Here is an 18,825-nt window from a genome sequence, read left to right on the forward strand (position 1 = left end):
GTCCCCTGTGGGAGCGGGTTTACCCGCGAATGCGTCGGTGAATCCAACATCGCATTCGCGGGTGAACCCGCTCCCACAGGGACTGCGTTAACCTGATGTCTTGTTGAGTTTCTTCAGAAACACGGTCATCTCTTTCTCGGCCTGCTTGTCCCCATGGGCCTGCGCGGCCACGATCCCCTCCTCCCAGGCCTTGCGCGCCGCCGCCAGGTCACCCTGCAGATGATGCGCCTTGCCCAGCAGTTTCCACGCTGCCGAGTACTTCGGGTCCTGTTCCACGCACCGTGCCAGATGCACCGCCGCTTCAGCACCATTGCCTTCGTCCAGCCAGGCCTTGCCCAGGCCGAACCTCAACAACGGGTTATCCACACCCTTGGCCAGCATCTTCTCCAGCGATTCGCGCATGCCCTGTGCTCCTAGAAGAAACTCAAGCCGACGTGGAACAGCTTCTCCACATCCCGGATATGCTTTTTATCCACAACGAACAGGATCACATGGTCGCCCGATTCGATCATGGTGTCGTCGTGGGCAATCATCACCTCTTCGTCACGAATGATCGCGCCGATGGTGGTGCCCGGTGGCAGCGCGATGTCTTCGATCGCCTTGCCGACCACCTTGCTCGACTTCGAATCCCCGTGCGCCACCGCTTCGATAGCCTCGGCCGCGCCGCGGCGCAGCGAGTGTACGCTGACGATGTCGCCCCGGCGCACGTGCGCCAGCAGGGTGCCGATGGTGGCCAACTGTGGGCTGATGGCAATGTCGATGTCGCCACCCTGCACCAGGTCGACATAGGCCGGGTTGTTGATGATGGTCATCACCTTGCGCGCACCCAGGCGCTTGGCCAGCAGCGACGACATGATGTTGGCCTCGTCGTCGTTGGTCAGGGCCAGGAAGATGTCGGCGTCGGCGATGTTCTCCTCCAGCATCAGGTCCTTGTCCGAGGCGCTGCCCTGCAGCACCACGGTGCTTTCCAGGGTGTCGGAGAGGTGTCGGCAACGGGCCGGACTCATCTCGATGATCTTCACCTGGTAGCGGCTTTCGATGGCCTCGGCCAGGCGTTCGCCGATTTGCCCGCCACCGGCGATGACCACACGCTTGTTGGTTTCGTCGATACGGCGCAGCTCACCCATCACCGCGCGGATGTCCTTCTTCGCGGCGATGAAGAACACTTCGTCGTCTGCTTCGATCACCGTGTCGCCCCGCGGGGTGATCGGGCGGTCGCGGCGGAAGATGGCCGCCACGCGGGTGTCGACGTTGGGCATGTGCGCGCGGATCTGGCGCAGTTGCTGGCCTACCAGCGGGCCACCGTAGTACGCCTTCACTGCCACCAGCTGGGCCTTGCCTTCTGCGAAGTCGATCACCTGCAGCGATCCTGGGTGCTCGATCAGGCGCTTGATGTAGTTGGTCACCACCTGCTCGGGGCTGATCAGTACGTCGACCGGGATATGGTCGTTGTCGAACAGCTCTTCGCGGGTCAGGTAGGCCGACTCGCGCACCCGGGCAATTTTGGTCGGGGTGTGGAAAAGCGAATAGGCTACCTGGCAGGCGACCATGTTGGTTTCGTCGCTGTTGGTTACCGCCACCAGCATGTCGGCGTCGTCGGCACCGGCCTGGCGCAGCACCGTAGGCAGCGAGCCGCGGCCTTGCACGGTGCGGATGTCCAGGCGGTCGCCCAGGTCGCGCAGGCGGTCGCCGTCAGTGTCGACCACGGTGATGTCGTTGGCTTCGCTGGCCAGGTGCTCCGCCAGCGTACCGCCTACCTGTCCTGCGCCGAGGATGATGATCTTCATCCGCTACTCCCTACCTTTTGTTTTTATCCGCGCGAGGCGGCGATCTTGATCAGCTTGGCATAGTAGAAACCGTCGTGGCCGCCTTCCTGGGCCAACAACTGGCGGCCGTGGGGCTGGCGCAGGCCGGCTTCGGTGGCCAGGTCCAGCTCACGGGCGCCCGGGGTGCGGGCAAGGAAGGCATCGATCACTTCGGTGTTCTCGGTCGGCAGGCTGGAGCAGGTGGCGTATAGCAGCATGCCGCCCACTTCCAGGGTCGGCCAAAGGGCATCGAGCAGCTCACCTTGCAGCGTGGCCAGGGCCGGGATGTCGTCGGCCTGACGGGTCAGCTTGATGTCAGGGTGGCGGCGGATCACGCCGGTGGCCGAACAGGGTGCATCGAGCAGAATGCGCTGGAACGGCTTGCCGTCCCACCAGCTGGCGGTGTCGCGGGCATCGCAGGCGATCAGCTCGGCGTCCAGTTGCAGGCGGTCGAGGTTCTCGCGCACGCGGGTCAGGCGCTTGGCTTCGAGGTCGATGGCCACCACGTGGGCCAGGCCGGCTTCGGCTTCCAGCAGGTGGCAGGTCTTGCCACCCGGTGCACAGCAGGCGTCGAGCACGCGCTGACCGGGGGCCAGTTCCAGCAGGTCGGCGGACAGCTGCGCGGCTTCGTCCTGCACGCTCACCCAGCCTTCGGCAAAGCCTGGCAGGCCGCGCACGTCGCAGGCTTCGGCCAACACGATACCGTCACGGCTGTACTGGCAGGCGCTGGCGCCAACGCCTGCCTCGGCCAGCAGTGCCAGGTAGGCATCGCGGCTGTGGTGGCGACGGTTGACCCGCAGGATCATCGGCGGGTGGGCGTTGTTGGCGGCGCAGATGGCCTCCCACTGCTCCGGCCAGAAGGCCTTGAGCGACTTCTGCAGCCAGCGCGGGTGGGCAGTGCGTACCACCGGGTCGCGCTCCATGCCGGCCAGCAATTCTTCGCCTTCGCGTTGGGCGCGGCGCAGCACGGCATTGAGCAGGCCCTTGGCCCACGGCTTCTTCAGCTTGTCGGCACAGCCAACGGTCTCGCCAATGGCCGCGTGGGCCGGGATACGGCTGTAGAACAGCTGGTACAGGCCGACCAGCAGCAACGCCTGCACATCGGCATCGGCGGCCTTGAACGGCTTCTGCAGCAGCTGCGCCGCCAGCAGGTCGAGGCGTGGTTGCCAGCGCGCGGTACCGAACGCCAGGTCCTGGGTCAGGCCGCGGTCGCGCTCATCGACCTTGTCCAGTTGCGCTGGCAGCGAACTGTTCAGCGAGGCCTTGCCACTGAGTACAGCGGCAAGGGCACGGGCGGCGGCGAGGCGTGGGTTCATTGGCCCAGCACCTTGCCGCTGGCGAATTTCTCACGACGGCTGTTGAACAGGTCGCTGAAGTTCAGTGCCTTGCCGCCGGGCAGTTGCAGGCGGGTCAGGCTCAGTGCCTGGTCACCGCAGGCGACAACCAGGCCGTCCTTGCTGGCGGAGAGGATCTCACCCGGGGTGCCTGTCGCTGTGGACAAGTTGGCGGCCAGCACTTTCACGCTTTCGCCATCGAGGGTGCTGTGGCAAACCGGCCACGGGTTGAAGGCACGGATCAGGCGTTCCAGCTCGACGGCCGGGCGGCTCCAGTCGATGCGCGCTTCGTCCTTGTTCAGCTTGTGCGCGTAGGTGGCCAGGGCATCGTCCTGCACTTCGCCTTGCAGCGAACCGTCGGCCAGGCCGGCAATGGCCTGGACGACTGCGGGCGGGCCCATCTCGGCCAAGCGGTCGTGCAGGCTGCCGCCGGTGTCTTCGGCGCTGATCGGGGTGACCACCTTGAGCAGCATCGGGCCGGTGTCCAGGCCCGCTTCCATACGCATCACGGTCACACCGCTCTCGGCGTCGCCGGCTTCCACGGCGCGCTGGATCGGTGCGGCACCGCGCCAGCGTGGCAGCAGGGAGGCATGGCTGTTGATGCAGCCCAGGCGCGGGATATCCAGCACCACCTGCGGCAGGATCAGGCCGTAGGCGACCACTACCATCAGGTCCGGCTTCAGCGCCGCAAGTTCGGCCTGGGCTTCGGCGTTGCGCAGGGTCGGCGGTTGGAACACCGGGATGTCATGGGCCACAGCCAGTTGCTTGACCGGGCTCGGCATCAGCTTCTGGCCACGGCCAGCGGGGCGGTCGGGCTGGGTGTAGACGGCCACGATCTCGTACGGGCTGTCGAGCAGGGCCTTGAGGTGTTCGGCGGCAAACTCTGGAGTGCCTGCAAAGACGATGCGCATGGAGTTCTCGCTTCAAAAAAGAAAAAGGCTTGCCGGAGCAAGCCTTCTGGAAGGTGGGGATCAGGCTTGCTGGCGGTGCTGCTTTTCCAGCTTTTTCTTGATCCGGTCGCGCTTGAGCTGCGACAGGTAGTCGACGAACAGCTTGCCGTTGAGGTGATCGAATTCATGCTGCACGCACACCGCCAGCAGGCCTTCGCACTCGAGCTCGTAAGGCTTGCCGTCGCGGTCCTGGGCCTTGACCCGCACACGCAGCGGGCGGTCGACGTTCTCGTAGAAGCCAGGTACCGACAGGCAGCCTTCCTGGTACTGGCCCATGTCGTGGGTCAGCTCTTCGACCGTGGGGTTGATGAAGACGCGCGGCTCGCTGCGGTCTTCACTGAGGTCCATGACCACGACCTGCTGGTGCACGTTGACCTGGGTAGCGGCCAGGCCGATGCCAGGGGCTTCGTACATGGTTTCAAACATGTCGTCGATCAGCTGACGCAGGGCGTCGTCGAACACCGTCACCGGCTTGGCGATGGTGCGCAGGCGCGGGTCCGGGAATTCGAGAATGTTCAAGATGGCCATAAGGTCAGGCAGTCACTGTGCGTTCGGTTGAAAACTGAGCACACATAATAAAGGGAAACGGGGATTTCAGCACCTGTGAAAGCTCGTCTAGGGTTTTCAAGGCCAGCTTATTGCCCATTCGATGGACAGGTTGTCAAAGCGTTATCAACAAAGTTATCCACAGTTTGTGCCACGTCGATGGCCCCGATTCGATCAAGGATGATCCCCATGCAGACCTACCATTCGTCGCCTCTTCCGCCTGCCGAACTGGAGGCCCGATTACGCCTGCACCGGCTGCCGGAGACGGGATTGCGTCGCTTTAACACCTTGCTTGAGGCTTTTGGCAGTGCCTCTTCGGCGCTATGTGCACCCGCCGGCGCCTGGCGCGCATTGGGCATACCCCAGGCCACCATCGATGCCCGGCGCAGTGCCGAAGTTCGTGAGGGTGCACTGGCCGCAATGGCCTGGCTAGAGCGCCCGGCCCAGCATTTGCTGATGTGGGACGGCCCTGGCTACCAGCCACTATTGGCGGAAATCGACGATGCCCCTCCACTGCTTTTCGTAGCTGGAGACCCAGCCTTGCTCGAGCGCCCACAACTGGCAATTGTGGGCAGCAGGCGTGCTTCACCCCCAGCACTCGACACTGCTGCGGCATTTTCCCGCTACCTGGCGCAGGCCGGTTTCACCATTACCAGCGGCTTGGCGGTGGGCATCGACGGTGCCGCTCATCGGGCCGCATTGCAGGCTGGTGGGGGCACGATTGGCGTGCTCGGTACGGGGTTGCAAAAACTTTATCCACAGCGCCACAGGTCGCTTGCACAAGCGATGATCGACAACGGTAGCGCGCTGGTTTCCGAGTACCCGTTGGATGCCGGGCCGCTACCTGGCAACTTCCCGCGGCGCAATCGCATCATCAGTGGCCTGTCGCTGGGCGTGCTGGTGGTCGAGGCGAGCCTGGCCAGTGGTTCGCTGATCACCGCACGCCTGGCTGCCGAGCAAGGCCGCGAGGTGTATGCCATACCGGGCTCCATTCACCACCCCGGGGCCAAAGGCTGCCACCAGTTGATCCGTGACGGCGCGCTGTTGGTGGAGAGCGTGGAGCAGATACTGGAAAGCCTGCAGGGCTGGCAGAACCTGCCGCCTGCGGTTGTGGATAAATTCGACCATCCTCTGCTCGCCCTGCTGCATGCTGCGCCACAAACCAGCGAAAGCCTGGCCCACTGCAGCGAGCTGCCGCTTGCCGACGTGCTGGCGCAGCTGACCGAACTGGAGCTGGAAGGCCGGGTCAGCAATGAAGCCGGGCGTTGGTTTGCCCGCGCGGGCTAAGTACACTGCTCACAAGCAAGGTATATAGGCGGAGTAACAGAAATGGTGAGCAGTTTTCGTGTGCAACAAGCCGCACGTGAGATCCGGGCGGGTGCAGTGATCGCCTACCCGACGGAAGCGGTCTGGGGCCTGGGCTGCGACCCGTGGAACGAGGACGCGGTGTATCGCCTGCTGGCGCTGAAGTCGCGGCCTGTGGATAAAGGCCTGATCCTGGTAGCCGACAACATCCGCCAGTTCGACTTCTTGTTCGAGGACTTCCCCGAAGACTGGATCGACCGCATGGGCAGCACCTGGCCGGGGCCGAACACCTGGTTGGTGCCGCACCAGGACCTGTTGCCCGAGTGGGTGACCGGTGAGCATGACACGGTGGCGCTGCGGGTCAGCGACCATCCGGTGGTGCGTGAGTTGTGTGCGTTGGTGGGGCCGTTGATTTCCACTTCGTGCAACCCGGGCGGGCGCCCGGCGGCGAAGACCCGGTTGCGGGTGGAGCAGTACTTCCATGGTCAGCTGGATCTGGTGCTGGGGGGGGCGTTGGGTGGAAGGAAGAACCCTAGTGTGATTCGCAACCTGGCCACTGGCGAAGTCGTTCGCCCGGGCTGATACATATCCACAGGCCTGGCCGGGACCTCCTGTGGGAGCGGGCGAGCCCGCGAAGAATCCAACGCGGTGCCTGGCACGGGCTTCGCCCGTGTTCGCGGGCATGCCCGCTCCCACAGCTCAGGGCCAAGCCCCCGCAGATTTTTCTGATTTTGTTTCGAATGCCTGTCCAGCTAGCGGCTTGGGAAATATCCTACGAGCCGCGTCCCCTGCCATCACCTTCTCAGTGGGAACCTCTGCCCTTAGTCTTCAGCCGTCGCCGAATAACTTGGCGATCGGGTGTGGTAACCCGGGTTCTGGGTGATCTTGGCAGTCCATGGCGGCTGTTCGCAGGAGGCTTCGTGCCTGCTGGGTTTTAGATCTCCCACCCGGTTTACCACCCTGCGTACAGCTGCCACCTATTCGTGTGGTAACGACTGGGTGGTGCCATGAAGCGAGATCTAGTGATGAAGAAGATTGTCCCCGATCCACCCCTACCCTGCACATCCACCCGCCCCTTCGGCCGCTGCGATGCCGGCCACGAACCGCTGTTCACCGTAAACCCGAACATTTCCGCCGAGGACGCCTTGGTTCATGTAGCTCTGTATCTGCGAGGCGCCTACGAAACGGGCTCGAAAGCCCTCGAGTACCTGCGCGAAGAAGGCCGTGGCATGTATTGGTCGAGCCTGCATTCCATTGAATTGGCGGAGGGATTGGTGGAGGCGATTCTCGATGGTATCGAGTCGATACCAACCACCCGTCCTCCACAGGCATAGCGCCCTGTTCAAGGCCGACGCAGTACCTGTGGGAGCGGGTTCACCCGCGAACACCGGCGCAGCCGGTGCCATGCACTGCGGTGCTTGCTTCGCGGGCATGCCCGCTCCCACAGGGATGGCACTGCACTTAAGATCGGTGCAGTACCTGTGGGAGTGAACTCAAGGAAGCAGAATTGTGGAACCCACAGTCCGCCGAGCCGACAGCTCCGCCTGTGCCTTGGCCGCCTCGCTGAGCGGATACCGCTGTTGGATATCCACAACCAGCTTGCCACTGCCGATCATCGCAAACAGGTCATCGGCCATGGCCTGGGTATTCTCGGCATTGTTGGCATAGGTCGCCAACGTCGGGCGGGTCACATACAGCGACCCTTTCTGCGCCAGAATCCCCAGGTTCACCCCGCTCACCGCCCCCGAGGCATTGCCAAAGCTCACCATCAACCCGCGCGGCTGCAGGCAGTCCAGCGAGGTCAGCCAGGTGTCGGCACCCACACCGTCATACACCACCGGGCATTTCTTGCCGTCGGTCAGCTCCAGCACCCGCTTGGCTACGTCCTCACGGCTATAGTCGATGGTCGCCCACGCCCCAAGCGCCTTGGCCCGTTCGGCCTTCTCGGCAGAACTCACGGTACCGATCAGCTTGGCCCCCAGCGCCTTGGCCCACTGGCACGCCAACGAACCCACGCCGCCAGCTGCTGCGTGGAACAGGATCACATCACCCGCCTTCACCTCATAGGTCTGCTTCAGCAGGTACTGCACGGTCAAACCCTTGAGCATCACCGCCGCTGCCTGCTCGAAGCTGATGTTGTCGGGCAGCTTCACCAGATTGGCTTCCGGCAGCGTATGCACCTCGCTGTACGCGCCCAACGGGCCGCCGGCATGGGCCACGCGGTCACCCACTTTCAGCCGGGTCACGCCCTCGCCCACGGCCTCGACCACGCCAGCCGCTTCAGTGCCTAGCCCCGAAGGCAGGGATGGCGGTGCATACAGCCCGCTGCGGAAGTAGGTATCGATGAAGTTCAGGCCGATCGCATGGTTACGCACACGAACCTGCTGTGGCCCTGGCGGTGCAGGTTCGAATTCCACAAACTGCAGCACTTCCGGGCCGCCATGCTGGCTGAACTGGATACGCTTGGCCATCTCGCACTCCTGTCGTATGGGTCGGGAAAGACCTTCTATCGGACGCCTTTGCTTGATCGCCGTCAACTGCGGCGCGCGGGCTGGGGGTGGTATGCTACGCGGCGAATTCTTCCCTGCCCGTTCCTGGTGACCCGATGACTAGCCGCACCGAGGCCGTGAAAGCCTACCTGCTCGACCTGCAAGACCGCATCTGCTCTGCCCTCGAAGCTGAAGACGGCGGCGCCCGCTTCGTCGAGGACGCATGGGTGCGCGAAGCCGGTGGCGGGGGCCGCACGCGGGTGATCGGCGATGGCAAGGTGATCGAGAAAGGCGGGGTCAACTTCTCCCACGTGTTCGGCGCCGGTCTGCCGCCGTCGGCCAGCGCCCACCGCCCCGAGCTGGCGGGCCGTGGCTTCGAGGCCCTGGGCGTGTCGCTGGTGATCCACCCGCACAACCCGCATGTGCCCACTTCCCACGCCAACGTGCGCTTCTTCATCGCCGAAAAGGAAGGTGAAGAGGCTGTCTGGTGGTTCGGCGGCGGCTTCGACCTGACTCCGTACTACGGCAATGAAGAAGACTGCATTCACTGGCACCGTGTGGCCGAGCAGGCCTGCGCGCCGTTCGGTGCCGATGTGTACCCGCGCTACAAGGCCTGGTGCGACCGCTACTTCCACCTCAAGCACCGTGGCGAGCCACGCGGCATTGGTGGGTTGTTCTTCGATGACCTGAACGAGTGGGACTTCGACACCTGCTTCGCCTTCATCCGCGCCATTGGCGACGCCTACGTCAACGCCTACCTGCCGATCGTCCAGCGCCGCAAGGGCACGCCCTACACCCCGCAGCAGCGTGAGTTCCAGGAATACCGCCGTGGCCGCTACGTGGAGTTCAACCTGGTCTACGACCGTGGCACCCTGTTCGGCCTGCAGTCCGGTGGCCGCACCGAGTCCATCCTCATGTCGCTGCCGCCGCAGGTGCGCTGGGGCTACGACTGGAAGGCCGCGCCTGGCAGCGAAGAAGCACGCCTGACCGAGTACTTCCTGCAGGACCGCGACTGGCTCGGCCAGTAAGCCTGTGGATAATCAAGGAGCCGTCATGGACCAGTACGTCGTTTTTGGTAATCCCATCGGTCACAGCAAGTCGCCGCTGATCCATCGCCTGTTCGCCGAACAGACCGGCCAGGACCTGGAATACGCCACCCTGCTGGCGCCGCTGGACGAGTTCAGCGACTGCGCGCGCGGCTTCTTCAAGCAAGGCCGCGGCGGCAACGTCACCGTGCCGTTCAAGGAAGAGGCCTACCGCCTGTGCGACAGCCTGACCCCGCGTGCCCGGCGCGCTGGCGCAGTGAACACGCTGAGCAAGCTGGCCGATGGCAGCCTGCAGGGCGACAACACCGATGGCGCTGGCCTAGTGCGCGACCTGACGGTGAATGCCGGGGTCGAGCTGGCAGGCAAACGCATTCTGATCCTGGGTGCTGGTGGCGCGGTGCGTGGCGTGCTGGAGCCGATCCTGGCGCACAAGCCGCAGTCGCTGGTGATTGCCAACCGGACCGTGGAAAAGGCCGAGCAGCTGGCGCGTGAGTTCGATGAGCTGGGGCCGGTGGTAGCCAGCGGGTTTGCCTGGTTGCAGGAACCGGTGGATGTGATCATCAATGCCACCTCGGCGAGCCTGGCCGGTGAGTTGCCGCCGATCGCCGACAGCCTGGTCGAGGCGGGGCGCACGGTTTGCTACGACATGATGTATGGCAAGGAGCCTACGCCGTTTTGCCAGTGGGCCGAGAAGCTGGGGGCGGCCAAGGTGCTGGATGGGCTGGGGATGCTGGCTGAGCAAGCGGCTGAGGCGTTCTTTATCTGGCGTGGGGTGCGGCCGGATACGGCGCCAGTGTTGGCTGAGTTGCGCCGGCAGCTGGCTCGCGGCTGAGATTGTCGGGGACCGCTTTGCGGTCCCATCGCAGGCAAGCCAGCTCCTACAGGGACAGCGCCGGCCTCAGGCCTTCTGAAATCCCTGTGGGAGCTGGCTTGCCTGCGATGGGCTGCAAAGCAGCCCCCATATCTCAGCCTCACTCCTCAAACCGGATCGGGCACAACTCCACCCCTTCCAGCTTCTGCAACTCCTCGATCACCTGCGGCCTGGCCCGGTGCAGGGTCAGACTCCCCCCTGCCCGCCGCAACCGCCGCGCCTCGCGGTGCAACATATCCACACCCGAGTAATCGATGAAGTTCACCTGCCGGGCATCGATAACAACATGCGGCCCCTGGCAGCGCTGCAAGCGCACCTGCAGGTAATGCGCCGCGCCAAAGAAGATCGACCCGCCCACCCGCAGCACATCTGCCTCCCCTTCACGGCTCTGCTGCACCCGTGGCCGCGAGGTGCGCTTCAGATAGAAGAACAGCGACGCCAGTACTCCGGCATAGATCGCTGTCTGCAGCTCCAGCAACAAGGTCGCTGCCGCCGTCAGCGCCATTACCAGAAACTCCGAGCGGCTGACCCGGAACAGCGCACGAATCCCCCGGTGGTCCACCAACCCCCAGCAGATCAGCAGGATGCTGCCGGCCATGGCCGGAATCGGCAGGTGCGCGATCAGCCCGGCTCCGGCAACGGCGAACACGGCCACCCACAGCGCCGAGAATACCCCGGCCATGGGCGAGCGGGCACCGGCGTCGTAGCTCAGCCCGGAACGGGTGAAGGAGCCGGAAGACAGGTAACCGGAGAAAAACGCACCGACGATGTTCGACAGGCCCTGTGCGCGTATTTCCTGGTCTGCGTCGATCAACTGCTCCGAACGTGCCGACAATGAGCGGGCAATCGACAGGCTGGTGACCAGCCCGAGCATGCCCACTGCCACAGCGCTGGGCAGCAGGCGCAGGATTAGTTCCACATCCAGCAACGGCAGCGGGCTGAAGGGTGGTAGCTGGCCGGTGAATGCCGGCACACGCGGCACATGCCCAAAGAACCCGGGCAGCAGCCAGGCCAGCAGGCTTACCAAAATCAGGCTTATCAACAGGCTGGGCCAGCGCGGGCGCCAGAGCTTGAAGCCTACGCCGATCACCACTGTGGCTAGGCCCAGAATCAAGGAAGGCAGGTCGACCTCGCCGGCATGGCTGGCCAGGTCCTGCACGGTCTTCAGCGCCGTGGCCTGGCTTGGCAGGTCCATGCCCAGCAGGTTGGGCAACTGGCCCAGGGCAATGACGACAGCGGCGCCCAGGGTGAAGCCGAGCACCACGGAATGGGAGACGAAATTGACCAGTGCGCCGAAGCGCAAAAGCCCCAGCAGTAACTGAAAGATGCCGCCGAGGAACGTCAGCAGCAGCACCAGGGTGACATAGTCGGCGCTGCCAGCCACGGCCAGCGGGCTGATGCTGGCGTAGAGAACGATGGAGATGGCTGCGGTCGGGCCGCAGATCAGGTGCCAGGACGAGCCCCAGAGACAGGCGATCAGCACTGGCACGATGGCGGCGTACAGTCCGTATTCGGCGGGCAGGCCGGCGATCAGAGCGTAGGCGATGGATTGCGGCAGGGCGAGGATTGCACCGCTCAGGCCCACCAGCAGGTCCTGGCGCAGGCTGCGGCCCGATTGGCAGGGGAGCCATGAGAGGAAGGGCAGCAGGTGAGTGAGGCGATGCATGGGTTATCCACATTCCTTACTGTTTCGCCAATCCCTGTGGGAGCGGGCATGCCCGCTCCCACAGGGATAGAGGTTTTGCTTGTGAGGTTACAGTTTGGCTTTGACGGCCTCCAGCGCATTGCCATCGGCCTTGGTCGTCACCCCGGCCAACCACCCTTCCAGCAACTCGGGGTGCGCCTTCAACCAAGCCTTGGCCGCATCATCGAAGCTGATCTTCTTGTCCACAACTTCGGCCATGATGGTGTTTTCCATGTCCAGCGTGAACTTCAGGTTGCCCAGCAGCTTGGCCGCATTCGGGCAGGCTTGTGGATAACCCTTGCGGGTCAGGGTATACACCTCGCCCTTGCTGCCAAACCACTTCTCCCCGCCGCTCAGGTAATGCATCTTCAGCTTCACGTTCATCGGGTGCGGGGTCCAGCCGAGGAAGGTGATGAACTGCTGTTTCTTCACCGCCCGGTCGACCTGCGCCAGCATCGCCTGCTCGCTGGACTCCACCAGTTTCCACTGGCCGAGGTTGAATTCATTCTTGTCGATGATTTCCTTCAACGACAGGTTGGCCGGTGCCCCGGAACCAATCCCGTACAGCTTCTTGTCGAACTGGTCGGCGTGCTTCTGCAAGTCGGCGAAATCCTTCACTCCGGCATTCCACACATAGTCGGGCACTGCCAAGGTGAACTCGGTTCCTTCCAGATTGCGCGAAAGCTGCTGCACATCGCCATTGGCGATGAACTTGTCATGAAAGCCCTGCTGTGCCGGCATCCAGTTGCCGAGGAAGGCATCGACGCGGCCATCCTTGAGGCCGCCGTAGATGATCGGCACGGCCAGGCTGTCGATTTTCACCTGGTAACCCAGGCTTTCCAGAAGCAGGCGGGCCAAGGCGTTGGTCGTTGCGATGTCGCTCCAGCCGGGGTCGGCCATCTTCACGGTGGTGCATTGCGCGTCGCTGTCGGCGGCGTGGGCCGTGGCGGTACCCAGGCTCAGGGCCAGGGCGAACACGGCGGCGGAGAACTTGTGCATGGCGGCCTCTCTTCTCAATCCAGGGGGGCGGGCTGTGGATAACGTGCCTTGCGCTCGAGGTCGTCGAGATCGATGTGGTTGCGCATGTACTGTTGGCTGGCGTCCACCAGCGGTTGGTGGTCCCAGCTTTTCAGCTTGCCGATGGCCAGCGCCTCGGCCACCAGGCGGCGGCGCCGCTGGCTGGCAAGAACCTGCTGGCGCAGGCTGGGGATATCCCAACGTTGCTGTGCTTCATCGACAAATGCCTGCAGCAGCGCCTGGTGTTCCGGGCTGCCGGTGAGGTTCTCCCGCTCGTGCGGGTCGCGGCTCAGGTCATAGAGTAGGCATGGGTCGTCTTCGCTGTACACGAACTTGTACGGCCCCCGGCGGATCATCATCAGCGGGCCGACGGTGCCTTCGGCCATGTATTCGCCGATCACTTCGTCATGGCCACCCTGCCCTTGCAGGTGGCCGACCAGCGAGCGGCCATCCAGGTGAAGGTGGTTATCCACAGCACCACCAGCCAGCTCGACCAGGGTCGGCAGCAGGTCGCAGGTAGACACCGAAGCGCTGACCCTGGCTGGCGCGAAGTGCTTCGGCGCGTGCACCAGCAGAGGCACCCGCGCCGACATCTCGAACCAGTGCATCTTGTACCAGAGGCCGCGCTCGCCGAGCATGTCGCCGTGGTCGCCGGAGAACACGATCAGGGTGTCGTCGGCCAGGTCGCATTCCTCCAGGGTCTGCAGCAGCAGGCCGATGTTGTCATCGATGTAGCTGCAGGCGCCGAAGTAGGCACGACGGGCGTCACGAATCTTGTCCACAGGCAGCGGCTTGTTCCACAGGTCGTAGACCTTCAGCAGGCGCTGCGAGTGCGGGTCGAGTTCTGCCTGGTCGAATTCGGCGCGGGGCATGGGGATATCCACACCTTCGTAGCGATCCCAATAGCGCCGGGGGATGGTGTAGGGGTCGTGCGGGTGGGTCATCGACACGGTCAGGCAGAACGGTCGGCCATCGTTTTCGCGCACATGGTCGTACAGGTACTGGCGCGCCTTGAACACCACTTCCTCGTCGAAATCCAGCTGGTTGGTGCGCACGCACGGTCCGGCCTGCAGTACCGAGGACATGTTGTGATACCAGCTCGGGCGCACGTCCGGCTCATCCCAGTTCACCGCCCAGCCGTAGTCGGCCGGGTAGATATCGCTGGTCAGGCGTTCTTCGTAGCCATGCAGCTGGTCCGGGCCGCAGAAGTGCATCTTGCCCGACAGCGCGGTGCGGTAGCCAAGGCGGCGCAGATAGTGGGCGTAGGTCGGCACATCGGCGGGGAAGTCGGCGGCGTTGTCGTAGGCGCCGATGCGACTGGGCAACTGGCCGCTGACCAGGGTGAAGCGCGACGGTGCGCACAACGGGCTGTTGCAGTAAGCCGAGTCGAACACCACCGCCTGTTCGGCAAGGCGGCTCAGATGCGGCATCTGGATCGGCGAAGAGACGTAGATCGGCAGCAAGGGCGCGGCCATCTGGTCGGCCATGATGAACAGGATATTCGGGCGCGTCATGGTGGCTTCCATCGTTGAGGGTTATGCGAACCGCTTGCCTATCAAGATGCGACTGTGGATAACATGGGTAAAGCCCATGGCGGGCAATGACTGGGATTAGCCCTGCTTATGTTTGACCACCTTGCCAACTTGTCGCTGGATACACTGCGCGTGTTCGAGGCTGCCGCACGGTTGCGTGGCTTTACCGCTGCGGCACTGGAGCTGGGCACCACGCAGCCGGCGGTGAGCCAGCAAGTCAAACGGCTGGAGGCACAGCTGGGCACGCGGTTGTTCGACCGCATTTACCGGGGTATCGAGCTGACCGAGGCCGGCCAGGTGCTGTTCGAACAGGTGCATCAGGGCCTGCAGGCCATGGAGGACGGCATCGCCCAGGCCAGTGGGCGCGGTCAGCGCGAAGTGCTGCAGGTGGCTACCGACTTCGCCTTTGCGGCGTTCTGGCTGATGCCACGGCTGCAGCGTTTTCACGAGGCTTATCCGCAGGTGGATGTGAGCCTGGTGACCGGTGAGCGCAGCCAGGGCATGTTGCGACCGGACATCGATGTGGCGGTGCTGTTTGGCGACGGGCGTTTTCACCAGGGCGAGAGCCGCTGGCTATTCGATGAGGAGGTTTTCCCGGTGTGCAGCCCCCGGCTGATTCATGGCAAACCCTTGTCAGCCGTGGCTTTGCAACGATTGCCCTTGCTGCACTTGAAGGGAGAGCAGGCTAGCCGCTGGTTTGATTGGGCAGGGGTGTTTCGCGGGTTTGGCGTGGCCAGCCCGCCGCCGGCCGGGCAGTTGCGGTTTGATAACTATACGTTGCTGATCCAGGCCGCGATTGCCGGGCAAGGGGTGGCGATTGGCTGGGGGCACCTGGTGGATGGGCTGGTGGAGCAAGGGTTGCTATGCCGGCCGTTGGAGGGGAGTTTGCGCTCGGCGCGCGGGTATTACGCGGTGCTGCCACCACGCAAGCGGCGTGGGGCGTTGATCGAGCGGTTTGTGGATTGGCTGGAGCGCGAGCGCAGCCTGTGACATTCCCGGGGCTGCACAGCAGCCCCGGCAATCTAGACCACGAAGTTCAGATGCTCGCCTCGGTGCAAATCCAGCTCCAGCATATCCACCATGCCCGCAGCGACCCTGGCCAGGTGCCGCAACGGCTCGGCCAACCCCGGCTCCAGCGTACCTTCGGTGCTGCGAAAATGCTCAATCCCCAACCCGGCCAGTTCCTGTGGGGCATTGATCAGCGTCCAGTGCAAGGCACTGCGCTGTAACCCGTCCACCACCTGGTCCACACACTCCCGCTCCGCCTCGCTGTACTTGCCCGGCTCATCCAGCACATCGAAATCGCCCACCAGCAACAGCCGGCGTATAGTCGTACGCTTCAACCCCGCCACCAGCGCCTCGCTCATGCGGGCTTGCCCGGGCAGATCGTCCGGCGCCAGCGTCGACAACAGGGCAATTACTGCCGACCCGCCTGCCGCGCCCTGCTCCGCCTGGTCGGCATCGCCAAGCCCGCCTATCTTGAAATGCAGGCCGGGGCGCGGCGCGTGGCGGTTGAGGTCGTCGACCACGGCGGTGACTTCGTGCTGGCGCGACAGCAGCTCTACCATCAGGGCGTTGCCCAGGCTGCTTTCAGGCCCGAACAAGACCAGTTTGAACACTGGGGTTTCGGCGTTTTTCACTGCATCACTCCCTTTGCAGGTGGTGATGTTTGGACCGCAATCAGGAGTTATCGTGCAGAGGATCAAGGGTTACCACGCCCACGTTTACTACGACGCAGCGACCATGGACCAGGCCCGTGAGCTGTGTGAGGAAGCGGCGCGGCTGTTTCCCGTGACCATGGGGCGCATGCACCAGAAACCGGTGGGGCCGCACCCGGACTGGAGCTGCCAGCTGGCCTTCGAGCCGGAGTTTGTGGGGGTGGTGCTGCCGTGGTTGGCACTGTATCGGAAGGGGTTGGTGGTGTTCATGCACCCGCTGACCGGTGATGAGCTGGCGGACCACCGTGACCATGCGATCTGGATGGGGGCGGTGCGGCCGCTGGATCTGTCGATTTTCGGGGGATAGGCCTCTATAGCCTGTGCTGGCCTCTTCGCGGGCAAGCCCGCTCCTACAGGTCCTCCACAGCTTTCAGCATCTGTGTTGTCCCTGTGGGAGCGGGCGTGCCCGCGAAGCAGGCGACGCGGTTCAGCGGCGGGCGCCGCGCACCCCTTCAGCCAGCGCCGAGCACAGGCTCAATACATCGTTGACTGCCTGCTCGGCACTCTTGGCCTGGGCAATCTTGTCGACCAGCGCCGAGCCCACCACTACGCCGTCCGACAGGCGGGCAATGGCCGCAGCCTGCTCCGGCGTACGAATGCCGAAACCTACGCTGATTGGCAGATCGGTATGCCGACGCAGGCGGGCGATGGCTTCGGTCACGTGCTCGGTGGTCGCCGAGCCGGCGCCGGTCACACCGGCCACCGACACGTAGTAGACGAACCCGGAGCTGCGCTCCAGTACGCGCGGCAGGCGCGCGTCGTCGGTGGTTGGGGTAGTCAGGCGGATAAAGTCGATACCCGCTGCCTGGGCCGGGGTTGCCAGTTCGGCGTCGTGCTCTGGCGGCAGGTCGACGATGATCAGGCCATCTACACCCGCTTGCTTGGCTTCGGCCACGAACTTTTCCACGCCAAAGCGGTGGATCGGGTTGTAGTAGCCCATCAACACGATCGGTGTGGTCTGGTTATCCACACGGAATTCGCGAACCATCTGCAGGGTCTTGGCCAGGGTCTGGCCGGCTTCCAGGGCACGCAGGGTGGCCAGCTGGATGGCCACGCCGTCGGCCATCGGGTCGGTGAACGGCATGCCCAGTTCAATCACGTCGGCACCGGCTGCCGGCAGGCCCTTGAGGATCTGCAGCGAGGCGTCATAGCCCGGGTCGCCCGCGGTGACAAAGGTGACCAGTGCCGAGCGGCCTTCGGCCTTCAGCTCGGCGAAGCGTTTTTCAAGACGGCTCATGCCTGTTTCTCCTGGGCGGCCATGTGGTTCATGACGGTTTGCATGTCTTTGTCGCCGCGGCCCGACAGGCACACGACCATCAGGTGGTCCTTGGGCAGCTTCGGTGCGCGCTTGATCGCCTCGGCCAAGGCGTGGGAGCTTTCCAGGGCCGGGATGATGCCTTCCAGGCGGCAGGTGGCATGGAATGCATCCAGCGCTTCGTCGTCGGTGATGCTGACGTACTCGACACGCTTCACTTCGTGCAGGTAGGCGTGCTCCGGGCCGATGCCCGGGTAGTCCAGGCCGGCGGAAATCGAGTGGGCGTCGGTGATCTGACCGTCTTCGTCCTGCAGCAGGTAGGTGCGGTTGCCGTGCAGCACGCCCGGTATGCCGCCGTTCAGGCTGGCGGCGTGCTTGTCGGTGTGCACGCCGTGGCCACCGGCTTCGACGCCGATGATCTGCACGCTTGGCTCTTCGAGAAACTCATGGAACAGGCCCATGGCGTTGGAGCCACCACCGACGCAGGCAACCAGGCTGTCTGGCAGGCGGCCTTCCTTCTCTTGCAACTGGGCGCGGGTTTCCTTGCCGATGATCGACTGGAAGTCGCGGACCATGGCCGGATACGGGTGCGGGCCAGCCACGGTGCCGATCAGGTAGAAGGTGTCTTCGACGTTGGTGACCCAGTCGCGCAGAGCCTCGTTCATGGCGTCCTTCAGGGTGCCGGTGCCGGCAGTGACCGGGACGATTTCGGCGCCAAGCAGCTTCATGCGGAACACGTTGGCCTGCTGGCGCTCGATGTCGGTGGCGCCCATGTAGATTACGCAAGGCAGGCCGAAGCGGGCAGCGACGGTGGCGGTGGCCACGCCGTGCATGCCGGCGCCGGTTTCTGCGATGAGGCGCTTCTTGCCCATGCGCTTGGCCAGCAGCACCTGGCCGATGCAGTTGTTCACCTTGTGCGCGCCGGTGTGGTTGAGCTCTTCACGCTTGAAGAAGATCTTGGCGCCGCCGCAGTGCTCGGTCAGGCGCTCGGCGAAGTACAGCGGGTTGGGGCGCCCGATGTAGTCGCGCTGGAAGTAGGCCAGCTCTTCGAGGAACTTGGGGTCTGCCTTGGCCGCTTCGTATTCGCGGGCCAGGTCCAGCACCAGTGGCATCAGGGTTTCGGCCACGTAGCGGCCGCCGAACGAGCCGAACAGGCCATTGGCGTCGGGGCCGGGGCGGTATTGGGACTGGGTCATGGGGGCGCTCCAGGGCGTAATGAATGAGTGATGGGCTTTACTCTAACCACGGCAAGCCCAGCTGAAAACCGATAAGA

The 18,825-nt window shown here is 64.1% G+C and carries 19 protein-coding genes; 7 read left to right on the forward strand and 12 right to left on the reverse strand.

Annotated elements, in window-relative coordinates; genetic code table 11:
* Positions 1-87: 87 nt before the first annotated feature.
* Genes NY023_RS00095 through def form a run of 5 tightly spaced genes read right to left on the reverse strand, consistent with a single transcriptional unit; the run spans position 88 to position 4,617 of the window.
* Entirely contained in the window at positions 88-402 is a 315-nt protein-coding gene (locus NY023_RS00095; protein WP_013970263.1) for a tetratricopeptide repeat protein, read from the reverse strand.
* A gap of 11 nt (positions 403-413) precedes the next feature.
* Positions 414-1,787, reverse strand: coding sequence for a Trk system potassium transporter TrkA (gene trkA / locus NY023_RS00100; protein ID WP_013970264.1), 1,374 nt, complete (start codon positions 1,785-1,787; stop codon positions 414-416).
* A 23-nt stretch (positions 1,788-1,810) separates the two neighbouring features.
* On the reverse strand, positions 1,811-3,121 hold the full coding sequence (rsmB, locus tag NY023_RS00105; protein ID WP_013970265.1) for a 16S rRNA (cytosine(967)-C(5))-methyltransferase RsmB: 1,311 nt from the start codon (positions 3,119-3,121) through the stop codon (positions 1,811-1,813).
* Entirely contained in the window at positions 3,118-4,050 is a 933-nt protein-coding gene (gene fmt / locus NY023_RS00110) for a methionyl-tRNA formyltransferase (RefSeq protein WP_013970266.1), read from the reverse strand. The genes rsmB and fmt overlap by 4 nt, the downstream gene beginning before the upstream one ends.
* Before the next feature lie 60 nt (positions 4,051-4,110).
* Complete coding sequence (def, locus tag NY023_RS00115; RefSeq protein WP_003260000.1) at positions 4,111-4,617, reverse strand: peptide deformylase; 507 nt, start codon at positions 4,615-4,617, stop codon at positions 4,111-4,113.
* 207 nt (positions 4,618-4,824) lie between these two features.
* Here def and dprA point away from each other — a divergent pair, with 207 nt between their 5' ends.
* The 3 genes from dprA to NY023_RS00130 all read left to right on the forward strand — a co-directional run bounded on the left by dprA (position 4,825) and on the right by NY023_RS00130 (position 7,274).
* Complete coding sequence (dprA, locus tag NY023_RS00120) at positions 4,825-5,922, forward strand: DNA-processing protein DprA (RefSeq protein ID WP_044046860.1); 1,098 nt, start codon at positions 4,825-4,827, stop codon at positions 5,920-5,922.
* A 42-nt stretch (positions 5,923-5,964) separates the two neighbouring features.
* Positions 5,965-6,522, forward strand: a complete 558-nt coding sequence (locus NY023_RS00125; RefSeq protein ID WP_023660948.1) for an L-threonylcarbamoyladenylate synthase — start codon at positions 5,965-5,967, stop codon at positions 6,520-6,522.
* Between the two features lie 443 nt (positions 6,523-6,965).
* Positions 6,966-7,274, forward strand: coding sequence for a hypothetical protein (locus tag NY023_RS00130; RefSeq protein ID WP_031324379.1), 309 nt, complete (start codon positions 6,966-6,968; stop codon positions 7,272-7,274).
* A 159-nt stretch (positions 7,275-7,433) separates the two neighbouring features.
* Here the strand turns inward: NY023_RS00130 and NY023_RS00135 are convergent, their stop codons facing one another.
* Complete coding sequence (locus NY023_RS00135; protein WP_013970270.1) at positions 7,434-8,411, reverse strand: NADPH:quinone reductase; 978 nt, start codon at positions 8,409-8,411, stop codon at positions 7,434-7,436.
* Positions 8,412-8,545: 134 nt separating this feature from the next.
* Here NY023_RS00135 and hemF point away from each other — a divergent pair, with 134 nt between their 5' ends.
* A complete protein-coding gene (hemF, locus tag NY023_RS00140) occupies positions 8,546-9,457 on the forward strand; it encodes an oxygen-dependent coproporphyrinogen oxidase (protein WP_013970271.1) in 912 nt (303 codons plus the stop codon).
* 25 nt (positions 9,458-9,482) lie between these two features.
* Complete coding sequence (aroE, locus tag NY023_RS00145; protein ID WP_013970272.1) at positions 9,483-10,307, forward strand: shikimate dehydrogenase; 825 nt, start codon at positions 9,483-9,485, stop codon at positions 10,305-10,307.
* Between the two features lie 139 nt (positions 10,308-10,446).
* Here the strand turns inward: aroE and NY023_RS00150 are convergent, their stop codons facing one another.
* The 3 genes from NY023_RS00150 to betC all read right to left on the reverse strand — a co-directional run bounded on the left by NY023_RS00150 (position 10,447) and on the right by betC (position 14,561).
* Positions 10,447-12,012, reverse strand: a complete 1,566-nt coding sequence (locus NY023_RS00150) for a SulP family inorganic anion transporter (protein ID WP_013970273.1) — start codon at positions 12,010-12,012, stop codon at positions 10,447-10,449.
* A gap of 87 nt (positions 12,013-12,099) precedes the next feature.
* Positions 12,100-13,029: a choline ABC transporter substrate-binding protein gene (gene choX / locus NY023_RS00155; RefSeq protein WP_013970274.1), complete on the reverse strand. Its 930-nt coding sequence runs from the start codon at positions 13,027-13,029 to the stop codon at positions 12,100-12,102.
* A gap of 14 nt (positions 13,030-13,043) precedes the next feature.
* The gene (gene betC / locus NY023_RS00160) at positions 13,044-14,561 is read right to left on the reverse strand and encodes a choline-sulfatase (RefSeq protein ID WP_023661433.1); all 1,518 of its coding nucleotides are present in this window, start codon (positions 14,559-14,561) and stop codon (positions 13,044-13,046) included.
* Positions 14,562-14,669: 108 nt separating this feature from the next.
* On the opposite strand from betC, the gene NY023_RS00165 reads away from it, so the two are divergent.
* Positions 14,670-15,569, forward strand: coding sequence for a choline sulfate utilization transcriptional regulator (locus NY023_RS00165; RefSeq protein ID WP_013970276.1), 900 nt, complete (start codon positions 14,670-14,672; stop codon positions 15,567-15,569).
* Positions 15,570-15,601: 32 nt separating this feature from the next.
* On the opposite strand, the gene NY023_RS00170 is transcribed toward NY023_RS00165, so the two are convergent.
* A complete protein-coding gene (locus NY023_RS00170) occupies positions 15,602-16,219 on the reverse strand; it encodes an NAD(P)-dependent oxidoreductase (RefSeq protein WP_013970277.1) in 618 nt (205 codons plus the stop codon).
* A gap of 52 nt (positions 16,220-16,271) precedes the next feature.
* Here NY023_RS00170 and NY023_RS00175 point away from each other — a divergent pair, with 52 nt between their 5' ends.
* Complete coding sequence (locus tag NY023_RS00175) at positions 16,272-16,604, forward strand: DOPA 4,5-dioxygenase family protein (RefSeq protein ID WP_013970278.1); 333 nt, start codon at positions 16,272-16,274, stop codon at positions 16,602-16,604.
* Between the two features lie 120 nt (positions 16,605-16,724).
* Here the strand turns inward: NY023_RS00175 and trpA are convergent, their stop codons facing one another.
* On the reverse strand, positions 16,725-17,534 hold the full coding sequence (trpA, locus tag NY023_RS00180; RefSeq protein WP_013970279.1) for a tryptophan synthase subunit alpha: 810 nt from the start codon (positions 17,532-17,534) through the stop codon (positions 16,725-16,727).
* Complete coding sequence (gene trpB / locus NY023_RS00185) at positions 17,531-18,748, reverse strand: tryptophan synthase subunit beta (RefSeq protein ID WP_013970280.1); 1,218 nt, start codon at positions 18,746-18,748, stop codon at positions 17,531-17,533. Before trpB ends, trpA begins: the two co-directional genes overlap by 4 nt.
* Between the last annotated feature and the right edge of the window lie 77 nt (positions 18,749-18,825).

This window comes from Pseudomonas sp. NBB (genome assembly GCF_032701105.1).
In the GTDB taxonomy this organism is placed as follows: domain Bacteria; phylum Pseudomonadota; class Gammaproteobacteria; order Pseudomonadales; family Pseudomonadaceae; genus Aquipseudomonas; species Aquipseudomonas asiatica.